Raw genomic sequence first — 23,630 nt, 5'->3', positions numbered from 1 at the left:
TAAATAAAAATAGTTAGATTTTATAGAAAGCGCATACAGAAAACCATTTGCTGTGATATAATACACTTGTATTTTTAAATAATCGGAGTAATTATGAATAAAATTAAAGTGGTAAGTAATCCTTACGAAAAGACAGTAACTTTCAGTCGCTACGACTTATCTAGTGATAATTGGGTGACAATAAATAGTGATAATAACTCAAATAGCAAGCTAGTTTCAGCCGTTTTTCAACGTGGCTTTTTTCCCTTTAAGGTATATGATATTTTAAAAGAAATTGAAAATGAATATTCTATTCCTGATGAAAAACTAGAATTAATTTTTGAAGGGCCTAATGATGAGAAGCAACAGTTAGAAGAGGCTTTAAAAGATGAGCGGTTTTCAAATATTATTTTGTCATCATCAACAAACTATTTAGAGAATGCACGTGATGTTCTGCCAGAAATTAATCGTATTTTTAGAAATCTTGAGCCACTGATTATAAAGAATATTGGTGAGAGCAACAAGGAAATTGAAGCACAGTTAAAACGCTTTTCGGATGCTTCGGGAGATACAGTTCCTATCTGTGTGCTCGGAACTTATAGTGCAGGAAAGTCGACCTTTATTAATGCTTTGATTGGACAGGAATTACTTCCAAGTGCTGAGACTCCCGTGACCGCTAAAATCTATAAAATCACGGCTAGTACTTATGAAGATCGTGCTAAAATCTCTTTTGTATATAAAGAAGAGAGAGTTGTTCTCAGTTTCTATGATGATCAAGTGTTTTATGATGGATTAAATATGAATGATTCATTTGGTAAGAAAGTCGATGGTATCTTGAATACTTCTTTTGATTCAATTATTTCAAAGCTATATGCAATATTAGAAGCTATCAATGATTCTACTGATAAAGATATTGGAGATTTAATCGAAGTACATGTCCCATTTTCGAAAGGTATTTTAGGAGATGTAGGTTCAAAAATTACAATATTCGACACCCCGGGTTCTAATTCATCAACCAATAGTCAGCATTCAGAAGTTCTTGTAAATGCCATGGCTGGTATGTCAAATGGTTTGCCAGTCTTTGTTACTGACAGTAGTTCCTTAGACAGCACTGACAACAGTAATTTAAAAGAAAAGCTAATTTCAGTAGAAGGATTAGATGAACGGTTCACCATGATTGTGGTTAATAAGGCCGAGGCAGCGGCTTTAAGCTCGACTAATCTTAAAAGTGATTCTTTTAGAGATAGAATCATGAATCAAGCCATTCCAAGAGAGTTGTATGCTCAAGGTATTTATTATGTTTCATCAATATTAGGACTTGGAGCCAAGTTAAAAGGGCATTTAGAGGGAGAATTCTACTCTGAGCAATTTGATACTTATAGAGAAAAATACTCGAATCCTGAAACGAAATACTATAAGAAGTTGTATGAGTTTGATATTCTTCCAAGACAAATGTCTAATACTGTTCGAGCAACTGCTGAAAAAAGCTCAGACCTCATCTATGCAAACAGTGGTTTATTGACTATTGAAGATACCATAAAAACTTTTGTTGACCGCTATTCACACTATGACAAGTGTCAACAGGCAAAAGCTTTATTAGATAAACTACTATTGAGAACAATTGCAGTAATTACAGAGAAAAACGAAGATTTACGTAGTAGAGAGGCAGAATTAGAGGCTAATCTTGATGGCCAAAAATCTGTCATTGTTGAAAGATTGAAATCCACTTCATTATCCCAAAAAAATGACCTTTTGATCAAGTATCCAAAAGAAATGAAGATTTTCCAAGAGCGTCTAATGAAACAGATTGAAAAAGGGGATGTTCTAGACCGTTATAATGAAATACACAAAGAGATACTCTCATTAAATCCAACTTTAAATTTAACTGAGCATCAACAAATAGATATTAGTAATCTAAAATTAGGCAATATCAGTAATGAGTTTAGTAACTATCTCAGTGTTACACGTGAGAACAAGACAAAGAAAATCAATTTAGAGAATCTAGCTTCTGCACAAACAGTCGATTATTTTAGAAATAAATTTGTAGAAGAACTTTATTTTTCAAGGGTAGACTTTGAACGTATTTCTAGCAGTTTTTGGTCAAATCATGCTTCTGAAATAAAATCTCATTTTGAGCGTATTATTTCAGGTGATATGGGGCTTGAACCAGAAAAACGTCAAAAGCTTTCTCAATTGATTTTATCTTATGAAGAGATAGATTTTACTCAATTGAATCTTGAAAAGTTTAGTAAAGAAGAACTCAGTTATGTCTTTAGATTGGGAGACTTTACTTTGAAATCAAGTAAAGTTAACGCATCTGGCCTTAAGAAGACCTATAATGATTTATTTAAATCAAAGATGACAGAATTTTCAGGAAGTATTTGTTCGGAACACGAGAAAGCTTTTAAAATTTGGCTAGTAAATCTTACAAGTATAATTGTTCAAAATATTATTGAATTTAGTCCAGAATTAAGTGCTTTGAATACGAAAATTCAGAAAACAAGAAATGAAGTTGCAAGCTTAGAGGAGCAACAGCAACAAATTGAAAATTATACTAACCAGATTAAACAAATGATTACTTGGAAATATTTTTTTTGTAGGTGAATCTTATGGGAATAAAAAACATTATTAATAAGGCTGGAGCTAAGGCCGCAGATAAAGTTGCTAAACTTTCAGCTTTGAGCCCTGAGCAACTCAAACAAGTTGAGGAGCAAAGAGAGAAGTATCTGGCAGATCAACCTAATATTAGCGATGAGGAATTAACGAACCGTTTATTAGCTTCATGTGGAGTAGAAATTTTTAATTCGTATTTGGAACAAATAAAAGAACTCTATGTTCCTATAGAAAATAAGGTAGAATTTGGTACAGACTTTCAGGAATCATATAATATTAGGTATTTCAATATCACAAAATGGGTCGTTGACAAAAAAGAAAATAGTTTAGAAAAACTGGTTAATGTTTATGAAGTACTTTCTAACGAAGACTGTAATATTGCTCTCGTCTTCAATCGAACCGAGACTAATACAGAAGTATTTCTGGCTGTAGTAAATACTAAGAATGATTCTGATAATGTCAATGTCGAAAATTATCGCAAGCGATTGTTAGAAGCCATTAAAGGTAACTTTCCTGGATCTACAGTTCAAAATGAAAAGGGAATTGGTAGGATTCCTTGTCTAGCAAACTCTAAGCCTTATTCAGTGGCAACAGTGTCTAATTTACCCACTGCCAAATCTGAAAAATTTATTAGTCAAACCATCGAAAAATTGATTGATGGTATCATTCCGTCACAACCATCCGAAAACTATACCTTAATCCTTTTAGCAAGTCCTATCCAAGATATAGAAAATAGAAAGTTGCGCTTATCTGAGCTATTTTCAGCCTTAGCACCATATGAAAAATGGCAAACCAACTATACTTTTACTGCTTCAGATGCAACGACCTCTATGGCTACTTTTGGTGTTAATGTAGGAGCTAGTGCAGGTATTCAACACGGTAAGAATCAGTCAGTTAACCAATCTGCGGGAGACACACAAACCAGTGGTCAATCTCAAACGGATTCGTCTGGACAGACTGAGGGTACAAATACTTCCCATACAGATGGTACAAATAAAGGATCATCAGATAGTTTTGGTGGTAGTATTGGAGCTGATGGCAAATTATTTAAGGCAACATTAGACCGTCATCATACTTGGAATCAAGGGACAAGTACTGCAGATTCTATTGGTCAATCGACTGCAAAAACTGTTAGCCGTGCGCTTGCTAAAACTGCTAGTCGTGCCTTTTCTCAAACAGTTGGTCAGACCTTGGGCTCTTCAAGTGGTGTTAACTTAGGTTCTAATATCGGTGCTAATTTTGCGCGTGCCTCAAATGTGACTGCTACTGTTGGTAAAAACGAGGGCATTACCCAGTCCTTTACCAATCATAATATTTCTCACGCCCTTAAGGTCCTTGAAGAACAGATGAAACGTTTCGAAAAAGGAACAGCTATGGGCATGTGGGAGTTTGCTGCCTATGTACTAAGTGAAGACCAGAATATTGCGAATAATGTTGCTCATACATACCTAGCCTTGACCCAAGGAGAAGAGTCATTTATGAGTCAGTCTTCAGTTAATTTATGGAGAGGAGATTTGGGTGAGAGCAGTGGTGATGCAGAAGAAATAGTTGCTTATCTAAGAGAATTACGCCATCCCTTATTTGGACTGAATCCTAATCTGTTATTAGCTGATTCAACCTTTAATGTCTATCCATCTATTGTGACTCCAACAGTACCTCTTACTGGTCAAGAATTGGCCTTTTCATTGAATTTTCCTAGAAAATCTATCCCAGGACTACCGATTTTAGAGTGTGCAGAATTCGGACGAAATATTGCTAAATTTGATGAAGAATCTGTTACTGATAAGACGATTCATTTAGGTGATATTTTCCATATGTATCATAAGGAAGATATACCAGTCAATTTGAGCCAAAACTCTTTAGCTTCACATGTTTTTGTGACAGGGAGTACGGGTTCTGGTAAGAGTAATACGATTTATCAACTTCTTAATGAAGGTATAAAGAATGGCTTGAAATTTCTAGTTGTTGAACCTGCAAAAGGAGAATATAAGCATGTCTTTGGTAATCACGACGACGTTTCAGTTTATGGAACGAATCCTCAGTTAACACCTTTGTTGAGGTTGAATCCTTTTAGTTTCCCTAAAGAAATTCATATCTTAGAGCATCTAGATAGGCTAGTCGAAATTTTCAATGTGTGCTGGCCAATGTATGCGGCTATGCCAGCGGTTTTAAAAAAAGCTGTAGAACAATCTTATCAGGATTGTGGATGGAATCTCCTTGAATCAACCAACCCTTATGGTAGATTGTATCCAAATTTCAATGATATAGCAGACAATATTAAGACGATAATTGATTCCAGTGAATATGATGATGAGAATAAAGGTGCTTACAAGGGAGCATTAATAACTCGAATCGAATCTCTTACAAACGGTATTAATGGACTTATCTTCTCAAATGAGGAACTCACCAATGAGCATCTATTTGATACGAATGTCATTGTTGATCTTAGTAGAGTCGGTTCCACTGAGACAAAATCTTTGCTAATGGGTATTTTGGTCTTGAAATTACAAGAGTATCGCATGACTAATGGGGATATGAATGCAGAATTAAAACACATCACTGTGCTTGAAGAAGCGCATAATCTCTTAAAACGCACATCAACAGAACAAATGTCTGAATCAGCTAATCTCTTGGGTAAGAGTGTGGAGATGTTGGCAAATGCCATTGCTGAAATGCGCACTTATGGGGAAGGATTTATTATTGCTGATCAAGCACCAGGTCTAATGGATTTGTCAGTTATCCGAAATACTAATACTAAGATTATCATGCGATTACCTGATTTTTCAGATCGTGAGCTAGTAGGTAAGTCAGCTAATCTAAACGATGACCAAATCATAGAACTAGCCAAATTACCAAAGGGAGTTGCGGCAGTCTATCAAAATGAATGGATTCAACCAGTTTTATGTAAGGTTGAAAAAGTTGAGTATGACTCTAATACATTTCAGAATACGTTTGTAGGAAGTGCTACGCCTAAAAGCTTCAAAGTCGATAATGTCAAATCGGTTATTTTAGATTATCTTATAACAAATTGGATGTCCGAAGGTAATCATATAGATTATTCTAGTGTGAGTGAATTGATTGTAAATTCAAATATCAGCTCAAAAATTAAACGGCTTCTTATGGAAGTCAATGATGCTGGTGGAGACGTTAATTTGAAGGGTATTAGAGAACTTGTATATGAATTGCTAGATGCCAATCAAGCCATTGAAAAATCAAAGGATAAAGACGAGATTCATGATTGGGTTGATACTGTTGTACATAATTTCCAACTACCTATTGAATCTTACTCTAAAGAAATCATTAATATCATCTTGGCATTGGTAATTGAAGAACAACAGTTTCGAGATTCTTCCTACGAAAATCTATTTAAACGTTTTGTTGAAGTTCAAACAAAAGAAGGGGGCGTATACTAATGGAAGGAAAAATTCTTGAAGCAGTGAAAAATACTGCCGATAATTTTAAGAGTATTCTCCCACAGGATAAGTTGTCTGGACAAGACATTAAAAGTTTTACAAAATCACTTTTTAAAATAAATGACAATAATATTGAAAAGCAATTTATTCCTAGCACAAATGGTAACTGGACTGGTGAGCCTGGAAATTCGAAATGGATTCCTGATCCAAACTATGTTCCGCAGAATACACAAACTAATCCAGAACAGAAAACGATTAAGGAAATATTTCAACCATATGGTATTGATGGAATTACCTTTAAGAATGGGGAACCAGATTTTACACCTATAGCTAAAGAAAGCTTTACAATAAAAAACTTTACAGAAAATAGGGATAAAAATTTTAAACAAGCTGATTTACAATTAGCTATCAAAATGGGAGTCAGTCCTGAAGAGGCAAAAGCTTATAGAAAAGAACATAGGCTTACCTATCATGAAAGAAGTGACATGAAAACCTTAGATCTGGTACCTATAGATGCCCACGGTGCAATTCCACATAAAGGTGGAATCGCTAAATGTAAAGAATTAAATGAAAAGAAAGGTAATGAATCATGATAGAGTCAAAATTTGGTGAATTAGAATTTGATTTTGGGTATTACACCAAGCTTGAGGTGAATTTGTTTTCACAGTCTCAAAATGTGCCAGTGGCTTTTTCGGCATACTATGAAAATGATGGTATTACAGAACAACAAGAATCGGTATACTCTCTGTTTTTAGAGGAAAAAGATAAACAGTTAGAAAAGCTTCAAGCCTTGTTGATAGCTGAATTTGGTATTGAAAGTAAACAGAGATTTAGTTTAAGTGAATTGTCCATCGAAAGAACTGGAGAACTAGCATTCCTATTTGATGATTCTGAAAATCCTGATGAAGGTATTGTTGTCCAGTTGTTACCTGATGTATTGATTACCAGTCAATCTGTTTATTTGTAGAATAATAAAGGTGATAAAGTCATCTATTTGAATCCTATCACAATGTGGTGGGATTTTTTTGTCTCTCCAAGTCACCATAAGTGCGAAATCTTCTCAAAAGCGTTACACTTAAGGCGTGGAGATGCAAGTATCTATTGAAGGGAGTGTTAAAAATGTCAAATCCTAATAATCATACTATTTATCTTGCTGGTGGCTGCTTCTGGGGTGTTGAGGAGTATTTCTCTCGTGTGTCAGGTGTGTTAGATGCTGTTTCGGGTTATGCTAATGGGCGTAGTGAGACGACTCGCTATGAACTTATTGGTCAGACGGGCCACGCTGAAACTGTTCAGGTAACCTATGATGCTAGCAAAGTGTCATTGCGAGAGATTTTGCTACATTACTTCCGTATCATCAACCCTCTAAGCAAAAATAAACAGGGCAATGATGTGGGTAGTCAGTACCGTACGGGTGTTTACTATACCGATGAAAATGACTTGCCAATTATCGAGCAAGTTTTCCAAGAAATGACTGAGCAATACGGCCAGCCTTTGGCGGTTGAATTGTTGCCTCTGAAGCACTTTATTCCTGCAGAGGATTACCATCAAGATTATCTCAAGAAGAATCCTAATGGCTACTGTCATATCAATGTCCATCAGGCAGCTAGTCCGGTCATTGATGCCAGTGCTTATCACAAGCCAAATCAGGAGGAGCTTAAGGAAAGCTTGAGTCCAGAAGCCTATGCTGTGACCCAGGAAAATGGAACGGAGCGTGCCTTTACTAGTCCGCTTTGGAATCAATTTGAGCCTGGAATTTACGTTGACGTGGTGACTGGCGAGCCACTCTTTTCATCCAAGGATAAGTTTGATTCAGCCTGTGGCTGGCCGAGTTTCTCTCGTCCTATTAGTCCTGAGGTAGCCAATTACAAGGAAGACCATTCTCACAATATGGATCGTATTGAGGTCCGTAGTCGTGTGGGGGATTCTCATCTTGGCCATGTCTTTCCAGATGGTCCAAGTGACAAGGGTGGTTTACGCTATTGTATCAATGGCGTAGCGACACGATTTGTGCCTAAAGCCGATATGGAAAAAGAAGGTTACGCCTACTTACTTGACCAAGTAGACTGATTATTCACTAGTATTAAGAGTTTTTCTAGCAGAAGCTTATCATAAAATAAGAGGTTGGTACTGCTTGCTACCAGCCTCTTTTACCTGTAAAAGAATTTATTGAAAGCCCTTTAAAGCTAACATAACATGTTACCTAACCGTTCAGGACAAAAAAGTGACCTTTCATTACATTTTTTTACAATTTTATCCAATTTGTTTTACTTCGTATATAGAAAAAATAGTACACTATAATAGTGAGAAATCTGACAAGTGTAAATGTGTCCTTCTCCTTGGCTTTTGCTGGTTTTGGCGTCTGTAAACATTATTGTACTTTGTGTAATAATGAGTCTTCCCAACCTCCCAATATGATTTTATATGTCTTAACTTACCAAAACAAGACTAGCAAGAGAATACTAAGATATTTCCTTAAGAAGTAATGACAGCGCTTGTTAGATTTTGTGATAACATTCAGATAGTCCTAAGGACTATTTTATTGTGCTAAACCTTTTTGACGGAGATTATTATGGAATGGATGAATAAACTAATCATATTAATAGCCATTTGTGTCTTGTGGTTCTGGTCTTTTCTTTTACTTCCTAAAACAGGGGAGAAAGTAGTTTATCTTTATCATTTCCTAGCTCTGTGTGGTTTAGTCATGATTTATTTTGCCCTAGTTAATCCAGCTGGTCTCTGTGATACTTTTTTCAATATTAAACATCTATGTTTTCATTAATGAATCCAGTTTGGTAATAGGTCAGGAAAATCTGAATTTAATTAATCACTCATCAAAAGAAGCTTTCTGTGTATTGATAACAGTTTATCTGTTTTTAATATGCAGGAGGTTTTTTCTGTATTATCGAGATTTGGACATAGAAAAAGCAGTCGGAAAAGACTGCTTCAGGTGTGTTACTGTTGTGATTCGTATCGTTTGACGATTCTATTTAAGCGCCATTGGTAACAGAGACCACTGACGATAAGACTGGTAATCAGGCCAATCCAGTAACTATAGGGACCAAGTCCAGTGACTTTTTCAAGCAGGAAGCCAACTGGGAGGGTGATGCCCCAGTAGGTTAGGACACCGAGATAAAAAGGTACCTTGGTATCTTTATAGCCACGCAGGATTCCCTGAAGTGGAGCCGCAAAGACATCTGCCACTTGGAAGAAGAGGCTATAGGTCATGAAAATGGCCGTCATTCTCAAAAAGTCAGGCTCATGCCCATAAAGTTCAGCCAAATCATAACGCAAGAAATAAAGGAAAATCAAGGTAAAGATAGAAAATCCCAGGGCTGTCAACCGTCCCAGTTTGCTGTAGCTCTTGACGGCATCCATGCGTCTGGCCCCAAATTCGTAGGAAATAATGATAGCCATGGCACTGGAAATGCTGAGAGGAAAGGCATACATGAGATTTGAGAAATTCATGGCCGCTTGGTGACTAGCAATCACTAGTGACGGATACTTAGACATAACCAGACCAACACCTGAGAAGATGGCGACTTCCGCAAAGACCGTTCCACCAATAGGGAGACCTAGTTTAAGGGCGTCAAGCAGAGCTGCTTTATCAAGGGGTTGAACCTTTTCAATGTGGTAGGGCTTAATCTTTTTATGCTTTCTGATAACCGCGATGGAAATAAGGAGAAGGGCCCAGTAAGCCAATGAAGTTCCAAGCCCAGCTCCAGCTCCCCCTAACTCTGGTAAACCAGCAATGCCATAGATGAGGAGGAAATTGAAGAAACCATTGAGAGGTAGGAGCAGAAGCATGAGGTACATGGAAAGGCGTGTGAGTCCAAGAGCATCAAGGAAGGAACGAACCACGCTAAAGAGTAGGAGGGGAATGATACCAAGACTCAAAAAGCGTAAATAACCAAGGGCTACCTTTCTGACCAAAGGCTCCAGACCTAGATGATTCAAAACCAAGGGAGCCCCCAGAAAAACGAGAGCAAAAAGGATAAGTGATAGACTCAAAGCCATATAAAGAAATTGATAGAAATCAGGTGCCACTCGGTCCTTGCGACCTGCCCCTAGATGGTGTCCGATAATAGGAACCAAGGCAGAGACGATACCTGTTAAAAAGGTGAAAAAAGGACTCCATAAACTCGTTGCCATGGCTACCCCCGCCAAGTGTAGGGTATCGTATTGACCAGTCATGGTAGTGTCCACAAAGGCTGCCGAAAAGTTGGCAAATTGATAAATCAGTATGGGCACAAAAATCTTGAAGAAAACAAGGAATCGCTCACGGAGAGAGTGTGTTTCGTGCATTCTGTTTTCCTTTCTAAATTTTTCAAATTATATAATCATTGTACAACTGTTATCCAATAAAGTCTATAATCGACGGAAAGTTTGGGTCCACTCTCTCAAATTTTCGTCATCTCCCATAAAAGCCAAGCAGTGGAGAACTTCTTTATGTAATGAATTTCCCATGTTCTTATCGATAAATTTATAAAGGTAAGCGGCTTCTAGTTCTTTAAGGTAGAGTTTTTGTAACATGAAATAGTCTGGTAATTGAATAGCTTTTAGTTCGTTTATATAGTAGTCACTATCTTCTTGATTTCCGTAAAGAATGATTTGGAAAATACAACGACTGATAACATCTAAAGCGATTCGATCTAAATTATTTCTAGGATTTTTATTGAGTATTGATAGGAGTTCCTTAATGTAGATTTTTAGCGCATCTTCTGTGAAGATATCCTTTACCATATCCAGTAAATCAATATCGAGAAGTGTCCAAATATCAATTGAAAAGAAATAGTTTTGAAGTTCTGTAGCAATATCTTGGTTAACTGACTGGTTTTGAAGTTTTGAAACCTGACAGTCAATACAAAGACTAATCAGATAATCACTATAATTGGTTTCTCCTAAAATGCGAAACTTTTCTGCGACTTGCTCCAGTGCTTCAAAATTTAGGTTATTTGAAGCTTGATTGTATTGATTAGCAAGTTTTATGTAGGTTTCGTCCACAAGATATTCTTGTCCGAAAAATTCATTATATTCGACTTTTAGGTGTTTTAAAAGTTTGAAAAGAGTATCATTTGAGAGTGATGTTTTGTTATTTTCAAAGTCTGAAAGACTCGCTACAGATCCAGCTACTTGAGCGAGTCTCTGGATAGTGTATTTTCTCTGTTTCCGAATCTGTTTAAATTTTTGACCTAGTTCCATATAATATTTCCTTATCGGATTTCCGAAATTTCAATAGTTGATACTATTAATAAACTAAAATAATAGTATCAAAAGGAAGGAGGTAAAAGCAATGATTATTGAAAAAAATAAATCAGTTGCTGTATCACAATGATGGTTAAATTTTTTAAGCTACTTCCTAAGAAGGAAATGGTACTTTATATCATTTTTGCACTTCTTTATTCCTGTCAAGGCATTGTTATTCCTGTAATTATCCAGATGGCAGGTCATTTAGATAGTAGTAATAGTCGGGATTTAGTAGTTTTTACATTTTCGAGTCTCTCTCTTTGGGTGGCTGTGTACGCTTTTATGTATATAGAGAATATTCTGCTTCGTTCTATTATTAGAGCGTTTAATGTAAGACTGTCAGAAAATATTTTAAAGAATCATGCTGTCTTTTGTAAAAACATCTCGGATTCTGAGCTTTGCTCACTCTTGACACAAGATCTTGGAATTGTAGACCAGGAGTTCCTCCAATCTTTTCTTATCTCGCCAGTGTGGGGCGCCTCTGTCCTAGTATCTGTAATTTATCTGCTCAAACAAAATATTATTGTAGGTAGTCTTTTTACTGTAGGTGCCTTTCTGATGATTTTGCCTCAGTTTATATTTAAGAGAAAGTTAAAAGAGTCAGGAGAATTACTAAGTAGCTCAAAAGAGAAAAATTTAAGAGCTATTACAGACTTTGGTAAAGGGATTGAAACGATTATTTTCAACCAAGCAGAAAAAGAGAATGTAAAGCAAACTCTCATAACCCTTAGTGAGATGGAGACGACACAATTTAAGTATTATACGCTTCAGAATTTAGTTATGTTTTGGACAGGACCTCTGAAAGCTGTCGGCTTGATTGGACCATTTGTGATTGGTCTTGTCATGAAACAAAATTCAATTACTACACTTATTGCTATGATGTCTGCTTCAACATATCTTATTAACCCCTTACAACAGATTCTGGAGGCTATTGCAAGTATTCAATCAAGTCAAGTGATAAAAGATAAATTATTGATATTTGGAAGTGAGTCAGAAATTCCTTCAAAAGGGCTTCACATACATACTTTAGAAGAAATTCAGTTAAAAAACGTCACTAAATCTTATGATAATCAAGAGATTTTTCGAGATGTTACGGTTACTTTTTCATTGTCTCAGCATAACCTTATAGTTGGTGATAGTGGTATTGGAAAAACAACACTTTTTAGGTTAATATCAGGACAAGATAAGGCATATAGTGGGGAAATCATTTTTAAAAGCCTTGATGGAAGGGAGCTGACTCCAAATTTAGATTACATTGCAATTATTCATCAAAATCCCTATGTCTTTCATACAAGTGTGCGACATAATCTAACTCTTTATCAAGATTATTCTGACTCATTGCTCATTTCAATACTAAAAAAAGTTGGACTATGGGAGGCTTGTTGTCACCAATTAGACTATGAATTAACTGGAGATAACTTTTCAGGTGGTCAAATCATAAAACTGGAGATTGCACGTGCTATTTTGAGAGGCAAGCAAGTTTTACTTGCGGATGAGATGATGGCTTCTTTAGATGTAGCAAGTTCAAGAGAAATAAGAAATGTCTTGAAACAGTTGCCTAATAATATTATTGAAATTGCCCATCATTATAAACTGGAAGATTACGATGTTGTCTATAGAATTGAAAATAAGTCAATCGTAAGAATTAAATAGCATGAGCTACTTTCAGTAAAAGCAAGACAGAGTAGTTGCTTAGTCTTTTCTTTTGCTTTACAACTTGAAGATTTTAATTTCAAAGAAAACACCTAAGTCAAGTGACTCAGGTGTTCTTGTGTTATTTTTCTTTTTTGTTATGGTTCAAAATGGCATTGAGGACGATGGCAAGCAAACTTGCAACGACGATACCGTTTGAGAAGAACATTTGGAAAGCATTTGGTAGGCTGTTGAAGAGGTTGCTGCCGTTAAGACCAACCCCTGCAGCGATTGATACCGCAGCAATCAAGAAGTTGTGTTCGTTGTTGGCGAAATCAACACGTGCCAAGATTTGCATCCCTTGGATAGAAACAAAACCGAACATGACAAGCATAGCGCCACCAAGGACTGGTCTTGGGATGATTTGAGCCAAGGCACCAAACTTAGGAAGGAGTCCAAGAAGAACAAGGAAACCAGCTGCATAGTAGATTGGCAAGCGAGTCTTGATACCTGACAATTTCACAAGACCAACGTTTTGTGAAAAACCAGTGTATGGGAAGGTGTTGAAGAGTCCACCAAGGAGAACAGCCAAACCTTCAGCGCGGTAACCGTTACGAAGGCGAGTGCTATCGAGTGGTTCTTTGGTAATATCAGAGAGGGCCAAGTAAACTCCAGTTGATTCAACCATAGACACTGTAGCGATAATACACATCATGATGATTGATGACAACTCAAACTTAGGCATTCCGAAGTAGAATGGTGTTGGCACGTGAACAATAGGTGCCGCAGCTACTGGTGAGAAGTCAACCAAGTGCATGCTTGCTGCGATGGCAGTACCGACAATCAAACCAATCAAGATTGAGATGGATTTGATAAATCCTTTAGTGAAAATATTAATCAAAAGGATGATGAGAACGGTGATAGCTGCAAGGAAGAGGCTTTGACCAGTAGGCTTATCAGCATTATTTCCCATATTTCCGATAGCCACAGGGATGAGGGTCAAACCAATAGTTGTGATGACTGATCCTGTAACGATAGAAGGGAAGAGATTGGCCACTTTTGAAAAGACACCAGAAACGAGGATAACATAAATCCCTGAAACGATAAGGGCACCAAACATAGCACCACTACCGTGTTTCTCACCAATCATAATAAGTGGTGCTACTGACTGGAAGGCAACCCCAAGAACAATTGGAAGACCGATACCGAAGTATTTATTAAGTTGAAGTTGGAGGAAGGTTGCTACACCACACATGAAAATGTCGGTTGAAATCAAGTAGGTTAATTCATGAGCTGAATAGCCTAAGGCTCCAGCAATCATGATTGGAACCAGGATTGATCCCGAGTACATGGCAAGTAGGTGTTGCAGCCCTAGGACCGCTGCCTGCGAATGTTTCTCTTTATTTTGCATTAGATGTCTGCCTCCTTAAATACGACCTGACCATTTTCAAAACGATCCAAACGAGCAAGTGAAACGACTGGGTAACCAGCTTCTTCCAGAAGGGCACGACCATCTTGGAAAGATTTCTCAATAACGATACCGACCGCTTCGACGTGTGCGCCAGCTTCTTCGATGATTTGAATCAAGCCTTTGGCAGCTTGGCCGTTAGCTAGGAAGTCATCAACGATGAGAACCTTATCTTCAGGAGTGAGGAACTTGCTTGCGATAGAGACAGTGCTAGTCACCTGCTTAGTGAAGGAGTAAACCTCAGCAGTGAGGATCCCTTCATTCATGGTGATATTTTTAGCCTTCTTTGCAAAGATCATAGGGACATCCAAAGCCTCAGCAGCATAGAGGGCTGGAGCAATACCAGATGCCTCGATAGTCACCACCTTGGTGATGCCTGCATCCTTGAACTTTTCAGCAAAGATCTTTCCAATCTCACGCATGAGATCAAAGTCCACTTGGTGAGTAAGGAAAGAGTCAACTTTGAGGATGTTCTCCCCAAGGACATTCCCATCTTTGAGAATGCGGTCTTCCAGTAATTTCATATTACCTCCTATAAAAAATAAAACTAAAGTGTATTTTGATTTTCTCAGATTCCATTGAGACTCTGACAAAGATCAAACCAATCGAATAACAGAAAAAGGCCTGCCAAGCAAGCCTTTAAAATCATAAAAAGACGGTAAAATCTTTTGATGACTTTATGACTTACTTATTGTTAGGTGTTACGGCACCTTGTAGAAACGTCACGCCAATTCGTGACATAAATAAGTAATGTTCTCATTATTCGATGAAGCTGTCGTTGGTTGGTGATAAACCAACATCAACTCTATTATAATACTATATTTTCTTTGAAGACTCAAAGGATTTTTTCTATGAAAACGCACTATTTTAAAAGTTGGAAAATTTAATCTAACATTATTGTAAGATTTGCTGAGAAAGGTCGTTTCTTGGGGTATTTATTGTTATAATAGTGGGAAATGAAAGAGGTTGAGTTATGCATAAGATTTTATTAGTGGAGGACGACGAGGTTATCCGTCAACAAGTCAAGAAAATGCTAGAACAGTGGGGTTACGAAGTTTTTCTTGTTGAAGATTTCATGGAAGTATTATCTATTTTTGTAAAAGTAGAGCCCCACTTGGTTCTTATGGATATTGGTTTACCTCTATTTAATGGTTATCATTGGTGTCAGGAAATTCGTAGGGTCTCCAAGGTGCCTATTATGTTCTTGTCTTCCAGAGATCAGGCCATGGATATCGTTATGGCAATCAATATGGGTGGGGACGACTTTGTGACTAAACCCTTTGACCAAAATGTTCTCTTGGCAAAAATTCAAGGGCTTTTGCGCCGATCTTATGAGTTTGGAAAGGATCAGAGTCTTTTGGAATATATGGGTGTGATTCTGAACCTTAAGGCCATGGATCTGGTTTATCAGGGAGAAGTCGTTTCTTTGACCAAGAACGAGTTTCAGATTTTACAAGTTCTCTTCGACCATGCTGGAAATATCGTTAGTCGGGAAGACCTCATGAAGGAGCTTTGGAACAGTGACTTCTTTATTGATGATAATACCCTGTCTGTCAATGTGGCACGTTTACGTAAGAAGTTAGAGGCAGTTGGTTTGAAGGATTTTATTGAAACCAAGAAAGGTGTCGGTTACGGGTTGCGTCATGATGGATAAGCGTCAATTTATCAAATATCAGATTAGGTCTCGTCTACCTTTCTATCTTTTGTTTATTTTTAATGGAATCATCTTGGTTTTGTTTGCCTTTTTATTTGAAGAGGCAGCAGATATTCTTCATTATGCCTTGACCATACTGACATTTGTGGCTATCATCATAGTTATTTGGGACTTGGTTAGCTCTTATCAGTCTTATAACTTAGCCTATCTCTATGAGAAAATGACACCATCAAGTCCTTTAGAGTTTTATCTAGCTCAGGTCTTGGAAAATGCTAAGGAGAGTCAAATGGTTCAGACTGAGGAGGAGCGCAAGCGCTATACAGATTTGATGGACTACTATACCCTTTGGGTGCATCAAATCAAGACGCCAATAGCAGCCAGTCAATTATTGTTAGGGGATGTTACAGATAGTAAAACGAGGGCTCTCTTGGAGCAAGAGGTCTTCAAGATTGATGCCTACACCAATCTGGTCTTGCAGTATTTACGTTTGGAAAACTTTCATGATGATTTGCAGTTGAGGCAGGTTGCATTAGACCCCTTAGTTAAAGAAGTTGTTAAAAAGCATAGTCTTTTCTTTATTCAAAAAGGATTGACTATTAATCTACATGACTTGGATGTTAAGGTCGTTTCAGATGAAAAATGGCTCTTGGTTATCATAGAGCAAGTCTTGTCAAATAGTTTGAAGTACACAAAAAGTGGTGGCATTGACATTTACTTCAAAGATAATAGGCTTTATCTTAAAGATTCTGGGATTGGTATCAAGGATAGTGATATTTTACGTGTCTTTGAGCGTGGTTTTTCAGGTTACAATGGCCGCTTGACTCAGCAGTCGTCTGGACTGGGACTCTATCTTTCTAAGAAAATTGCTGATCAGCTTGGACATGATATTAGTATTAGTTCCCAAGTAGGTCAAGGAACCACAGTTTCCATTCATTTTCAAAAGCAGAAGTTGGCTATTGATTAATAACTTACAAAAGTGTAAGAAATAAGGCTAGAAATGAAAGCAAGGGTTATGGTTAAGACCTTGCTTTTTCTATAAAATGGTATCAGAAGTTAAGTAAGAGGTTCCTAAAATCTCTTCCATATCTATTAAATAAAGGAGCTTATTATGACATTACTAGATGTTCAACATGTTAAAAAAATCTATAAAACACGTTTCAAAGGAAATCAGGTTGAAGCCCTTAAAGATATCCATTTTACGGTTGATAAAGGTGACTATGTTGCAATCATGGGTGAGTCCGGCTCAGGAAAATCAACCTTGCTTAATATCCTTGCCATGCTTGATAAACCAACAGCAGGGCGTGTCTATCTGAATGGTATGGACACAGCAACCATCAAAAACAAGGATGCTTCCAGTTTCCGTCGTGAAAGATTAGGGTTTGTTTTCCAGGATTTCAATCTTTTAGATACCCTATCCGTTAAAGATAATATCTTGCTACCTTTGGTTCTTTCTCGTCGCCCACTTAAGCAAATGATGACACAAGTTGATGCAATCAGTCGTCAACTGGGAATTCATTCCTTACTAGAGAAGTACCCTTATGAAATTTCAGGTGGGCAAAAACAAAGGGTTGCGGTTGCGCGTGCAATCATCACTCAACCAGAAATCCTCTTAGCAGATGAGCCAACAGGTGCTCTGGATTCCAAATCTTCAGCGGCACTCTTAGATGTCTTTGATGCTATTAATGCCAGCGGTCAGACCATTCTCATGGTAACTCACTCGACAGCGGCCGCCAGTCGAGCGAAGCGTGTTTTGTTTATCAAGGATGGTATTCTTTATAATCAAATCTTCAAAGGAGATAAGTCTGAACATCAAATGTTCCAGGAAATTTCCGATACACTAACTGCAATGGCAAGTGAGGTGAACTAATATGTTTCGTCTAACCAATAGACTGGCTTTGTCCAATCTCATAAAAAATCGTAAGCTTTATTATCCTTTTGCTTTAGCAACAATTCTGGCTATTGCCATTACCTATATTTTTACGTCTTTAACGCTTAATCCACATCTGGATGACTTGACTGGGGCAGATGCTATCAAGATGGTTTTGGGGATGGGACTTGGAATTGTCGCCCTATCCTCTGGAATTATTGTTCTTTATGCCAATAGCTTTGTTATGAAAAATCGTTCAAGGGAGCTTGGTCTCTATAGTGTGCTAGGCTTAGAGAAGCGTCACCTCTTTAGTATGATTCTAAAAGAAACAGTGATTATGAGTTTTGTGACTTTGCTTCTAGGTATAGGTGTGGGGGCACTTTTCGATAAACTCATTTATGCTTTTCTTCAAAGGCTTATCGGTGAAAGTACTGGTTTAGTTTCGACCTTTCAAGTAATGACAATTCCTATTGTTCTTGTCATCTTTGCTTGTATTTTTGGTTTGTTGGTTTTGGTAAATGGTTTCCGATTGCTACGGCTTAATCCTTTACAATTAACTAAAGATGGCCTTAAGGGTGAAAAAAAGGGACGTTTCCTAGTTATTCAAACCCTTTTGGGACTTGGTGCTATGGGGTATGGTTACTATCTTGCTCTCTCTGTTCAGAATCCAGTAACGGCTATTATGAGTTTTTTCCTAGCTGTTCTACTGGTCATTCTAGGGACTTACCTTCTCTTTAATGCCGGGACAACAGTTGTTCTGCAACTCTTGAAAAAGAAGAAGAGCTACTATTACAAGCCCAATAATATGATTTCCATTTCCAACCTTGTCTTTCGGATGAAAAAAAATGCAGTTGGGCTGGCGACCATTGCCATTCTCTCAAGTATTGTTTTGGTGACACTTGTAGGTGCTGCAAGTATTTATGCTGGAAAAAAAGACTATCTGGCGAGTTCTGCTCCGCATGATTACTCAGTTACAGGGACGAATGTAGATTTAACAAGTACACGGAGAGCTATAGATGATTTCTTAGTACAGACGGGAAATCAGGTAAATAGAAAAGTGGAAGCAAGTTACCTCTACTTTGGTATCAAAGAACAAGAAAAAAACAAGCTAACCATCTTTTCTGAGAATGAAAGAAAAGTTCTACTAAAGTCAATTTTTCTTGTCTTCTCACAATCTACTTATAAACAATTAACAGGTAAAGACCTCAATCTGACTTCGAATCAAGTTGGCTTATTTACTAAAAATAAAACATTAAAAGATCAAAAGAGTTTGTCTGTCAACAGTCAAACCTACCAGATCCATGATAGCCTTAATGACTTTCTTAAAGGTAAAGTACCCAACCTCTTCACAATCATAGTTTCTGATTATAGCTACCTTGTTGTTCCTGATATGGATGATTTTCAAGAAAGTATCAAAGGAACAGCAACCACCCAAGCTACCTATGTTGGTGTTAATGTCAAAGACCCTTCACATGATGCCAAGAAAAATTCAGATTTGTTAGACAAAATCACGGATAAAGAAACACAACAGTTAGCTGGACAAACTACTGGCCTCCCTAAGTCTTACTTCACTGCAAATAGCCGATATGATGCAGAAGGCATGGTAAATGGCTTTGTTGGTGGAACCTTCTTTATCGGCATCTTCCTATCCATCATCTTCATGCTTGGCACAGTTCTCGTGATTTACTATAAACAGATTTCCGAGGGTTATGAGGATCGTGAGCGCTTTGTTATTCTTCAAAAGATTGGCTTGGACGACCTCCAAGTCAAGCAAACCATTGGAAAGCAAGTCCTTACTGTCTTCTTCCTCCCCTTGATTTTTGCCTTTATTCACTTGGCCTTTGCCTATCATATGATCAGTTTGATTGTGCGTATCATTGGAGTTCTTAATCCAAGTCTTATGTTAGTGGTTACTATCATTGTTTGTGGCGTATTCTTCCTAGCCTATATCTTGGTTTTCGTCCTAACGTCGCGTTCTTATCGTAGAATCGTATCAATGTAACTGACATAGAGTCTAGTTCAAGCTAGGCTCTATTTCTTTTATGCTATAATAGATGACAGAATTATAAATTATCGGAGAAAATACATGTCACAGACTATTGATGTCAAACGTTATGAGGAATTGGCACGTCAAAAGCAAGGGGAGCACCGAAAGTTTCTAGCACAACTCAAGAAGAAGGCTCCTAAAAATTTAGATAAGATTGTTCAGCAGGTACACAATGAAGTCTTTCAAGAAATTGATTGTACTCAGTGTGCCAATTGTTGTAAGACGCTTGGTCCCGACTTCACAGAGCAGGACATTACTCGCATTGCCAAGCATTTTCGAATGAAATTACCTGCCTTCGAGGAGCTGTACCTTCAGGTAGATGAGGATGGCGACAAGGTCTTCAAGTCTATGCCTTGTCCCTTCTTAGGGCCTGATAATCTCTGTGATATTTATGATGTCCGTCCTAAGGCCTGTGCAGCCTTTCCTCACACGGATCGTAAGAAAATCTATCAGATCAATCATCTGACTATCAAAAATACGCTTTTCTGTCCAGCAGCCTACCTTTTTGTGGAAAAACTCAAGGATAGGATTTAGAAAGGAACTGTTATGAAACGCTTTAATTCAGGTGTTATTACCTTACTTATCATTGCTGCCTATTTTATCGCAACAGCTTTTATTCCAGATTTGTATTTGGCTTTTAATTATAAGTTGATTTTAGCCTTGCTTTTTGTGCTTTTGAGCTGGCAATCTAAGGGAAAATTTCTCTTTTTCTTGGGGATGGCTTTTCTATCGACCTATATCCATGACCTCTTTAGATTGGACTATTCGGAATGGACACTCTTTGTAGGAATTCTTATCTTGGGGATTGCAGTGGACCGTTTGAGCAAGCCAAATTATAAGAAAAAATTCTCTTACAAGGTGTCTAAAGAACATGAGCGAGAGATTTTTGCTAAGACTCTTTTTTCAGAGTCTGTGCAAGTGGTGACTTCTCAAAACCTCGAAACTGTCTATGCCAATGCTGATTTTGGGCGTTTGACCTTGGATTTGTGTCAGGCTCAGTTTATGACAGACCGACCTCAGATTGTGGTTCAGGCCAATTTTTCTCAGGTTATCATTCGAGTGCCCAAGGATTGGCAAGTGGATACCCACGGACTTCATACTAGCCTAGCAGGAGTGAAAGGCTATGATGGTCTAGGAGAGCGAGAATTATCAAGTACTACAGTAGCTCTAACAGGCTCGGTATCCTTTGGACAAGTAACTATCAAATATTGAAAATAATGAAAGAGCGAAAGCTCTTTTTTTCTTGCAAATCCTTCTTGTATAACATTGAATACGCTTACAAATAGTGCTATACTGGTAGTGGAAATAATTAGAAAATTGCAATCATTTACTAGAAAGGAGTTTTCTTATGGAACGATTTAATCTTCGGTCCTTCTTGTTGTTTTTACTAGCAGCTTGTTTTATCGCTAGTGCCTTTATTCCAGATTTTTGGATCATGGTCAACTATAATCTGGTCTTCTTCGTGGCCTTCTTTTGTTTTGGTATCTTGAATAGGCGACCTCTCCTCATTTTTCTTGGTTTGGCCTTCTTATCGCCCTATGTTCATGACTTGTTAGACCTCGATTTTGCACAGTGGAATCTCTTTAGCGGTATCTTTCTAATAGGTTTGGCCTTAGAGTTGCTCTATGGCAATAGGCAAAAGAAGGGTCTCACTAAAGACTATAAGGTCAATAAGAACGACCAAGAAGGACCACATATTTCTGTTAAGACATATATGGCTGAGGATAGGTATCGCATCTATTCTCAAGAAGTCGAAACGGTTGATATGAATATGGCTTTCGGTGAGCTGTGGCTGGATTTGAGTCAAGCCAGCTTTGCATCAAGTCAGGTAGCAGTTCATCTTGATGCTAAGTTTGGTGAAGTTCATATTCGACTTCCTCATGGCTGTGTCATGGACACCACTGGAATCTCACATCCCCTATCATCTGTAAAGGTGGATCGTTTTGAATCTGATTTAGAGCAAGTTGAAACAAGGCTTCATCTGAGCGGAAGTCTCTTCTGCACTGAGCTGGAAGTGGAGTATTAAGGGAGTCCAATGATATCAGCTCTATTGGCAATTAGTATGGCTTCTATAAAAGAAAGGAAATCACAGGTATGAGTGAAACGGTTATTCAAGTCACATCCCTTGGAAAACGCATCAAGGGAAAGACCATTTTAGAGGATATTAGTTTTGAGATTAACCAGGGAGATTGTGTCGCCTTGATTGGACCTAATGGGGCGGGTAAGACTGTCTTGATGTCTTGTATTCTTGGAGATAAAAAGCCCAGCAGTGGTCAGGTCCTCATTGATGGTAAGGCAGGTAAGGCCAAAAATAAAATTGCGGTTCTCCTTCAGGAAAATACCATTCCAAATAGTTTGAAAGTGGAAGAGCTGATTGCCTTCTTCCAATCTATTTCTGATAATCCCTTGACCAATCAAGAGGTTCAGGAACTCCTGCAATTTAAGGAAGACCAGTACCAGCAGTTTGCGGACAAACTCTCAGGTGGTCAAAGACGTCTTCTGGCTTTTGTCCTTTGTTTGATTGATAAACCAAAAATCCTCTTTTTGGACGAACCGACAGCTGGTATGGATACCTCCACTCGTCAGCGTTTCTGGGAAATTGTTAATGACTTGAAAAAATCAGGTGTGACCATTCTCTATTCCTCTCACTATATCGAAGAAGTGGAACACACAGCTGACCGTATCTTAGTCCTCCATCAAGGGAAACTTATCAGAGATACCACACCATACGCTATGCGACATGAGGAGAAAGAGAAACAAGTCACTCTTCCAAGTAGCTTTGTTAACATTGTTCATGGGTTGCCTGACATCAATGAGATTACTGAGAAGAGAGATGTAATCAGCTTCATGACCAAAGATATCGAAAAGGTCTGGCAAAGTCTTGAAGAAGCGGGCTGTGGAATCTCTGATATTGAAATTCAAAATAAAACACTCTTAGATAGCCTATTTGATTCAACAAGGGAGGACAAGGCATGAAAGCATTATTAAAAATAGAATGGATAAAAACATGGCGTAGCTGGCCAGTCTTTATCATGGGAATCGGGATACCCGTCGGATTTTTCCTCCTTTTTTCAAGTATTTTCTCAGCGCCTACTCCAGAAGCCCAAAAAGAGTTTTTGCTGTCTTATATGTTAACCATGACTGGCTTTTCTATGTCTAGTTTTGGTTTGTTCACCTTTCCCTATATGTTACAAGAGGATCGAATTGAACACTGGTTGACCTATATCGAGCACTCAAAGGTTAGTATCGCAGCTTATTATCTTTCTAAAATTTTTCGTGTGCTTCTAAACTTTATGGTTGCTATCATTGTGACCTTTTGTGTAGGTGCCTTTTTCCGAGATGTAGAGATGCCATTCTTTAGATGGCTAGGATCAGGTGCTCTTTTACTCTTGTCCAGTCTACTCTTTCTAGCTTTTGGTTTACTTATCGCTCAGATTAAATCTCAACAAATCATGTCTCTTGTAGCTAATATTATTTACCTTGTCTTGCCTATAGTGAGTGGTTCATGGGTTCCTATTTCCATGTTCCCTAAGTGGGTTCAGAGTATCTCTGAGTGGACACCTGTCTATCATGTCAATGAATTAGTCGTTAATTTTGCTATCAATGGGAAATTTTCATGGAAATCACTTTTGTTTATTTTGGTTTATACGGCAGTATCAATAGTGCTTGCACTCTTTATCAAGTCTCATAGAGAAAGTGATCGAGGTTAA

19 protein-coding genes and 1 riboswitch are annotated in these 23,630 nt (G+C 37.8%); of the genes, 15 read left to right on the top strand and 4 right to left on the bottom strand.

Annotated elements, in window-relative coordinates; translation table 11 throughout:
- The first annotated feature begins 93 nt into the window (after nucleotides 1-93).
- From ACWPVZ_RS08680 to msrB, 5 genes are all read left to right on the top strand, one after another.
- Complete coding sequence (locus ACWPVZ_RS08680) at nucleotides 94-2,583, top strand: dynamin family protein (RefSeq protein ID WP_454381835.1); 2,490 nt, start codon at nucleotides 94-96, stop codon at nucleotides 2,581-2,583.
- Nucleotides 2,584-2,588: 5 nt separating this feature from the next.
- The gene (locus ACWPVZ_RS08675) at nucleotides 2,589-6,005 is read left to right on the top strand and encodes an ATP-binding protein (RefSeq protein ID WP_454381834.1); all 3,417 of its coding nucleotides are present in this window, start codon (nucleotides 2,589-2,591) and stop codon (nucleotides 6,003-6,005) included.
- Nucleotides 6,005-6,598: an HNH endonuclease gene (locus ACWPVZ_RS08670; RefSeq protein ID WP_454381833.1), complete on the top strand. Its 594-nt coding sequence runs from the start codon at nucleotides 6,005-6,007 to the stop codon at nucleotides 6,596-6,598. Before ACWPVZ_RS08675 ends, ACWPVZ_RS08670 begins: the two co-directional genes overlap by 1 nt.
- On the top strand, nucleotides 6,595-6,972 hold the full coding sequence (locus ACWPVZ_RS08665) for a DUF6985 domain-containing protein (protein ID WP_454381832.1): 378 nt from the start codon (nucleotides 6,595-6,597) through the stop codon (nucleotides 6,970-6,972). Before ACWPVZ_RS08670 ends, ACWPVZ_RS08665 begins: the two co-directional genes overlap by 4 nt.
- A 152-nt stretch (nucleotides 6,973-7,124) precedes the next feature.
- Nucleotides 7,125-8,075 (top strand): peptide-methionine (R)-S-oxide reductase MsrB, encoded by a 951-nt coding sequence (gene msrB, locus ACWPVZ_RS08660; RefSeq protein WP_454381831.1) that lies wholly within the window; start codon nucleotides 7,125-7,127, stop codon nucleotides 8,073-8,075.
- An 885-nt stretch (nucleotides 8,076-8,960) separates the two neighbouring features.
- On the opposite strand, the gene ACWPVZ_RS08655 is transcribed toward msrB, so the two are convergent.
- Nucleotides 8,961-10,310 carry an MATE family efflux transporter gene (locus ACWPVZ_RS08655; protein ID WP_454381830.1) on the bottom strand — a complete coding sequence of 450 codons (1,350 nt, stop codon included), beginning with the start codon at nucleotides 10,308-10,310 and terminating at the stop codon, nucleotides 8,961-8,963.
- A gap of 63 nt (nucleotides 10,311-10,373) precedes the next feature.
- Nucleotides 10,374-11,207: a helix-turn-helix domain-containing protein gene (locus ACWPVZ_RS08650; protein ID WP_454381829.1), complete on the bottom strand. Its 834-nt coding sequence runs from the start codon at nucleotides 11,205-11,207 to the stop codon at nucleotides 10,374-10,376.
- A 129-nt stretch (nucleotides 11,208-11,336) separates the two neighbouring features.
- Here ACWPVZ_RS08650 and ACWPVZ_RS08645 point away from each other — a divergent pair, with 129 nt between their 5' ends.
- Entirely contained in the window at nucleotides 11,337-12,905 is a 1,569-nt protein-coding gene (locus ACWPVZ_RS08645; RefSeq protein ID WP_454381828.1) for an ATP-binding cassette domain-containing protein, read from the top strand.
- Nucleotides 12,906-13,026: 121 nt separating this feature from the next.
- On the opposite strand, the gene ACWPVZ_RS08640 is transcribed toward ACWPVZ_RS08645, so the two are convergent.
- The gene (locus tag ACWPVZ_RS08640; protein ID WP_454381827.1) at nucleotides 13,027-14,295 is read right to left on the bottom strand and encodes a nucleobase:cation symporter-2 family protein; all 1,269 of its coding nucleotides are present in this window, start codon (nucleotides 14,293-14,295) and stop codon (nucleotides 13,027-13,029) included.
- Nucleotides 14,295-14,876, bottom strand: coding sequence for a xanthine phosphoribosyltransferase (locus tag ACWPVZ_RS08635; protein WP_002885204.1), 582 nt, complete (start codon nucleotides 14,874-14,876; stop codon nucleotides 14,295-14,297). The genes ACWPVZ_RS08640 and ACWPVZ_RS08635 overlap by 1 nt, the downstream gene beginning before the upstream one ends.
- Nucleotides 14,877-15,023: 147 nt before the next feature.
- Nucleotides 15,024-15,119: riboswitch (purine riboswitch) on the bottom strand.
- Nucleotides 15,120-15,325: 206 nt separating this feature from the next.
- Between ACWPVZ_RS08635 and ACWPVZ_RS08630 the strand changes: the two genes are divergently transcribed.
- The 9 genes from ACWPVZ_RS08630 to ACWPVZ_RS08590 all read left to right on the top strand — a co-directional run bounded on the left by ACWPVZ_RS08630 (nucleotide 15,326) and on the right by ACWPVZ_RS08590 (nucleotide 23,630).
- Nucleotides 15,326-16,006, top strand: coding sequence for a response regulator transcription factor (locus ACWPVZ_RS08630; protein WP_454381826.1), 681 nt, complete (start codon nucleotides 15,326-15,328; stop codon nucleotides 16,004-16,006).
- Nucleotides 15,996-16,970 carry a sensor histidine kinase gene (locus ACWPVZ_RS08625; protein WP_414079888.1) on the top strand — a complete coding sequence of 325 codons (975 nt, stop codon included), beginning with the start codon at nucleotides 15,996-15,998 and terminating at the stop codon, nucleotides 16,968-16,970. Before ACWPVZ_RS08630 ends, ACWPVZ_RS08625 begins: the two co-directional genes overlap by 11 nt.
- 144 nt (nucleotides 16,971-17,114) lie before the next feature.
- Entirely contained in the window at nucleotides 17,115-17,873 is a 759-nt protein-coding gene (locus tag ACWPVZ_RS08620; RefSeq protein ID WP_201709647.1) for an ABC transporter ATP-binding protein, read from the top strand.
- Nucleotide 17,874: 1 nt separating this feature from the next.
- A complete protein-coding gene (locus ACWPVZ_RS08615; RefSeq protein WP_454381825.1) occupies nucleotides 17,875-19,875 on the top strand; it encodes an FtsX-like permease family protein in 2,001 nt (666 codons plus the stop codon).
- Nucleotides 19,876-19,959: 84 nt separating this feature from the next.
- Nucleotides 19,960-20,454: a YkgJ family cysteine cluster protein gene (locus tag ACWPVZ_RS08610; protein ID WP_037600991.1), complete on the top strand. Its 495-nt coding sequence runs from the start codon at nucleotides 19,960-19,962 to the stop codon at nucleotides 20,452-20,454.
- A 12-nt stretch (nucleotides 20,455-20,466) separates the two neighbouring features.
- Nucleotides 20,467-21,132, top strand: a complete 666-nt coding sequence (locus tag ACWPVZ_RS08605) for a hypothetical protein (protein ID WP_201709649.1) — start codon at nucleotides 20,467-20,469, stop codon at nucleotides 21,130-21,132.
- Between the two features lie 136 nt (nucleotides 21,133-21,268).
- The gene (locus ACWPVZ_RS08600; protein ID WP_193757460.1) at nucleotides 21,269-21,946 is read left to right on the top strand and encodes a hypothetical protein; all 678 of its coding nucleotides are present in this window, start codon (nucleotides 21,269-21,271) and stop codon (nucleotides 21,944-21,946) included.
- Nucleotides 21,947-22,014: 68 nt separating this feature from the next.
- Nucleotides 22,015-22,896: an ABC transporter ATP-binding protein gene (locus tag ACWPVZ_RS08595; protein ID WP_193757459.1), complete on the top strand. Its 882-nt coding sequence runs from the start codon at nucleotides 22,015-22,017 to the stop codon at nucleotides 22,894-22,896.
- Entirely contained in the window at nucleotides 22,893-23,630 is a 738-nt protein-coding gene (locus ACWPVZ_RS08590; RefSeq protein ID WP_193757458.1) for an ABC transporter permease, read from the top strand. The genes ACWPVZ_RS08595 and ACWPVZ_RS08590 overlap by 4 nt, the downstream gene beginning before the upstream one ends.

The organism is Streptococcus sp. Marseille-Q6379 (genome assembly GCF_965119505.1).
Note: the sequence above shows the minus strand (reverse complement) of the source record. Positions and strands in the feature narration are given on the sequence as shown.

Excerpts from the sequence above, each read along its gene's own strand:
- ACWPVZ_RS08680 (WP_454381835.1), top strand. The coding sequence starts at position 94 with ATGAATAAAATTAAAGTGGTAAGTAATCCTTACGAAAAGACAGTAACT.
- ACWPVZ_RS08675 (WP_454381834.1), top strand. The coding sequence starts at position 2,589 with ATGGGAATAAAAAACATTATTAATAAGGCTGGAGCTAAGGCCGCAGAT.
- ACWPVZ_RS08670 (WP_454381833.1), top strand. The coding sequence starts at position 6,005 with ATGGAAGGAAAAATTCTTGAAGCAGTGAAAAATACTGCCGATAATTTT.
- ACWPVZ_RS08665 (WP_454381832.1), top strand. The coding sequence starts at position 6,595 with ATGATAGAGTCAAAATTTGGTGAATTAGAATTTGATTTTGGGTATTAC.
- msrB (WP_454381831.1), top strand. The coding sequence starts at position 7,125 with ATGTCAAATCCTAATAATCATACTATTTATCTTGCTGGTGGCTGCTTC.
- ACWPVZ_RS08655 (WP_454381830.1), bottom strand. The coding sequence starts at position 10,310 with ATGCACGAAACACACTCTCTCCGTGAGCGATTCCTTGTTTTCTTCAAG.
- ACWPVZ_RS08650 (WP_454381829.1), bottom strand. The coding sequence starts at position 11,207 with ATGGAACTAGGTCAAAAATTTAAACAGATTCGGAAACAGAGAAAATAC.
- ACWPVZ_RS08645 (WP_454381828.1), top strand. The coding sequence starts at position 11,337 with ATGATGGTTAAATTTTTTAAGCTACTTCCTAAGAAGGAAATGGTACTT.
- ACWPVZ_RS08640 (WP_454381827.1), bottom strand. The coding sequence starts at position 14,295 with ATGCAAAATAAAGAGAAACATTCGCAGGCAGCGGTCCTAGGGCTGCAA.
- ACWPVZ_RS08635 (WP_002885204.1), bottom strand. The coding sequence starts at position 14,876 with ATGAAATTACTGGAAGACCGCATTCTCAAAGATGGGAATGTCCTTGGG.
- ACWPVZ_RS08630 (WP_454381826.1), top strand. The coding sequence starts at position 15,326 with ATGCATAAGATTTTATTAGTGGAGGACGACGAGGTTATCCGTCAACAA.
- ACWPVZ_RS08625 (WP_414079888.1), top strand. The coding sequence starts at position 15,996 with ATGATGGATAAGCGTCAATTTATCAAATATCAGATTAGGTCTCGTCTA.
- ACWPVZ_RS08620 (WP_201709647.1), top strand. The coding sequence starts at position 17,115 with ATGACATTACTAGATGTTCAACATGTTAAAAAAATCTATAAAACACGT.
- ACWPVZ_RS08615 (WP_454381825.1), top strand. The coding sequence starts at position 17,875 with ATGTTTCGTCTAACCAATAGACTGGCTTTGTCCAATCTCATAAAAAAT.
- ACWPVZ_RS08610 (WP_037600991.1), top strand. The coding sequence starts at position 19,960 with ATGTCACAGACTATTGATGTCAAACGTTATGAGGAATTGGCACGTCAA.
- ACWPVZ_RS08605 (WP_201709649.1), top strand. The coding sequence starts at position 20,467 with ATGAAACGCTTTAATTCAGGTGTTATTACCTTACTTATCATTGCTGCC.
- ACWPVZ_RS08600 (WP_193757460.1), top strand. The coding sequence starts at position 21,269 with ATGGAACGATTTAATCTTCGGTCCTTCTTGTTGTTTTTACTAGCAGCT.
- ACWPVZ_RS08595 (WP_193757459.1), top strand. The coding sequence starts at position 22,015 with ATGAGTGAAACGGTTATTCAAGTCACATCCCTTGGAAAACGCATCAAG.
- ACWPVZ_RS08590 (WP_193757458.1), top strand. The coding sequence starts at position 22,893 with ATGAAAGCATTATTAAAAATAGAATGGATAAAAACATGGCGTAGCTGG.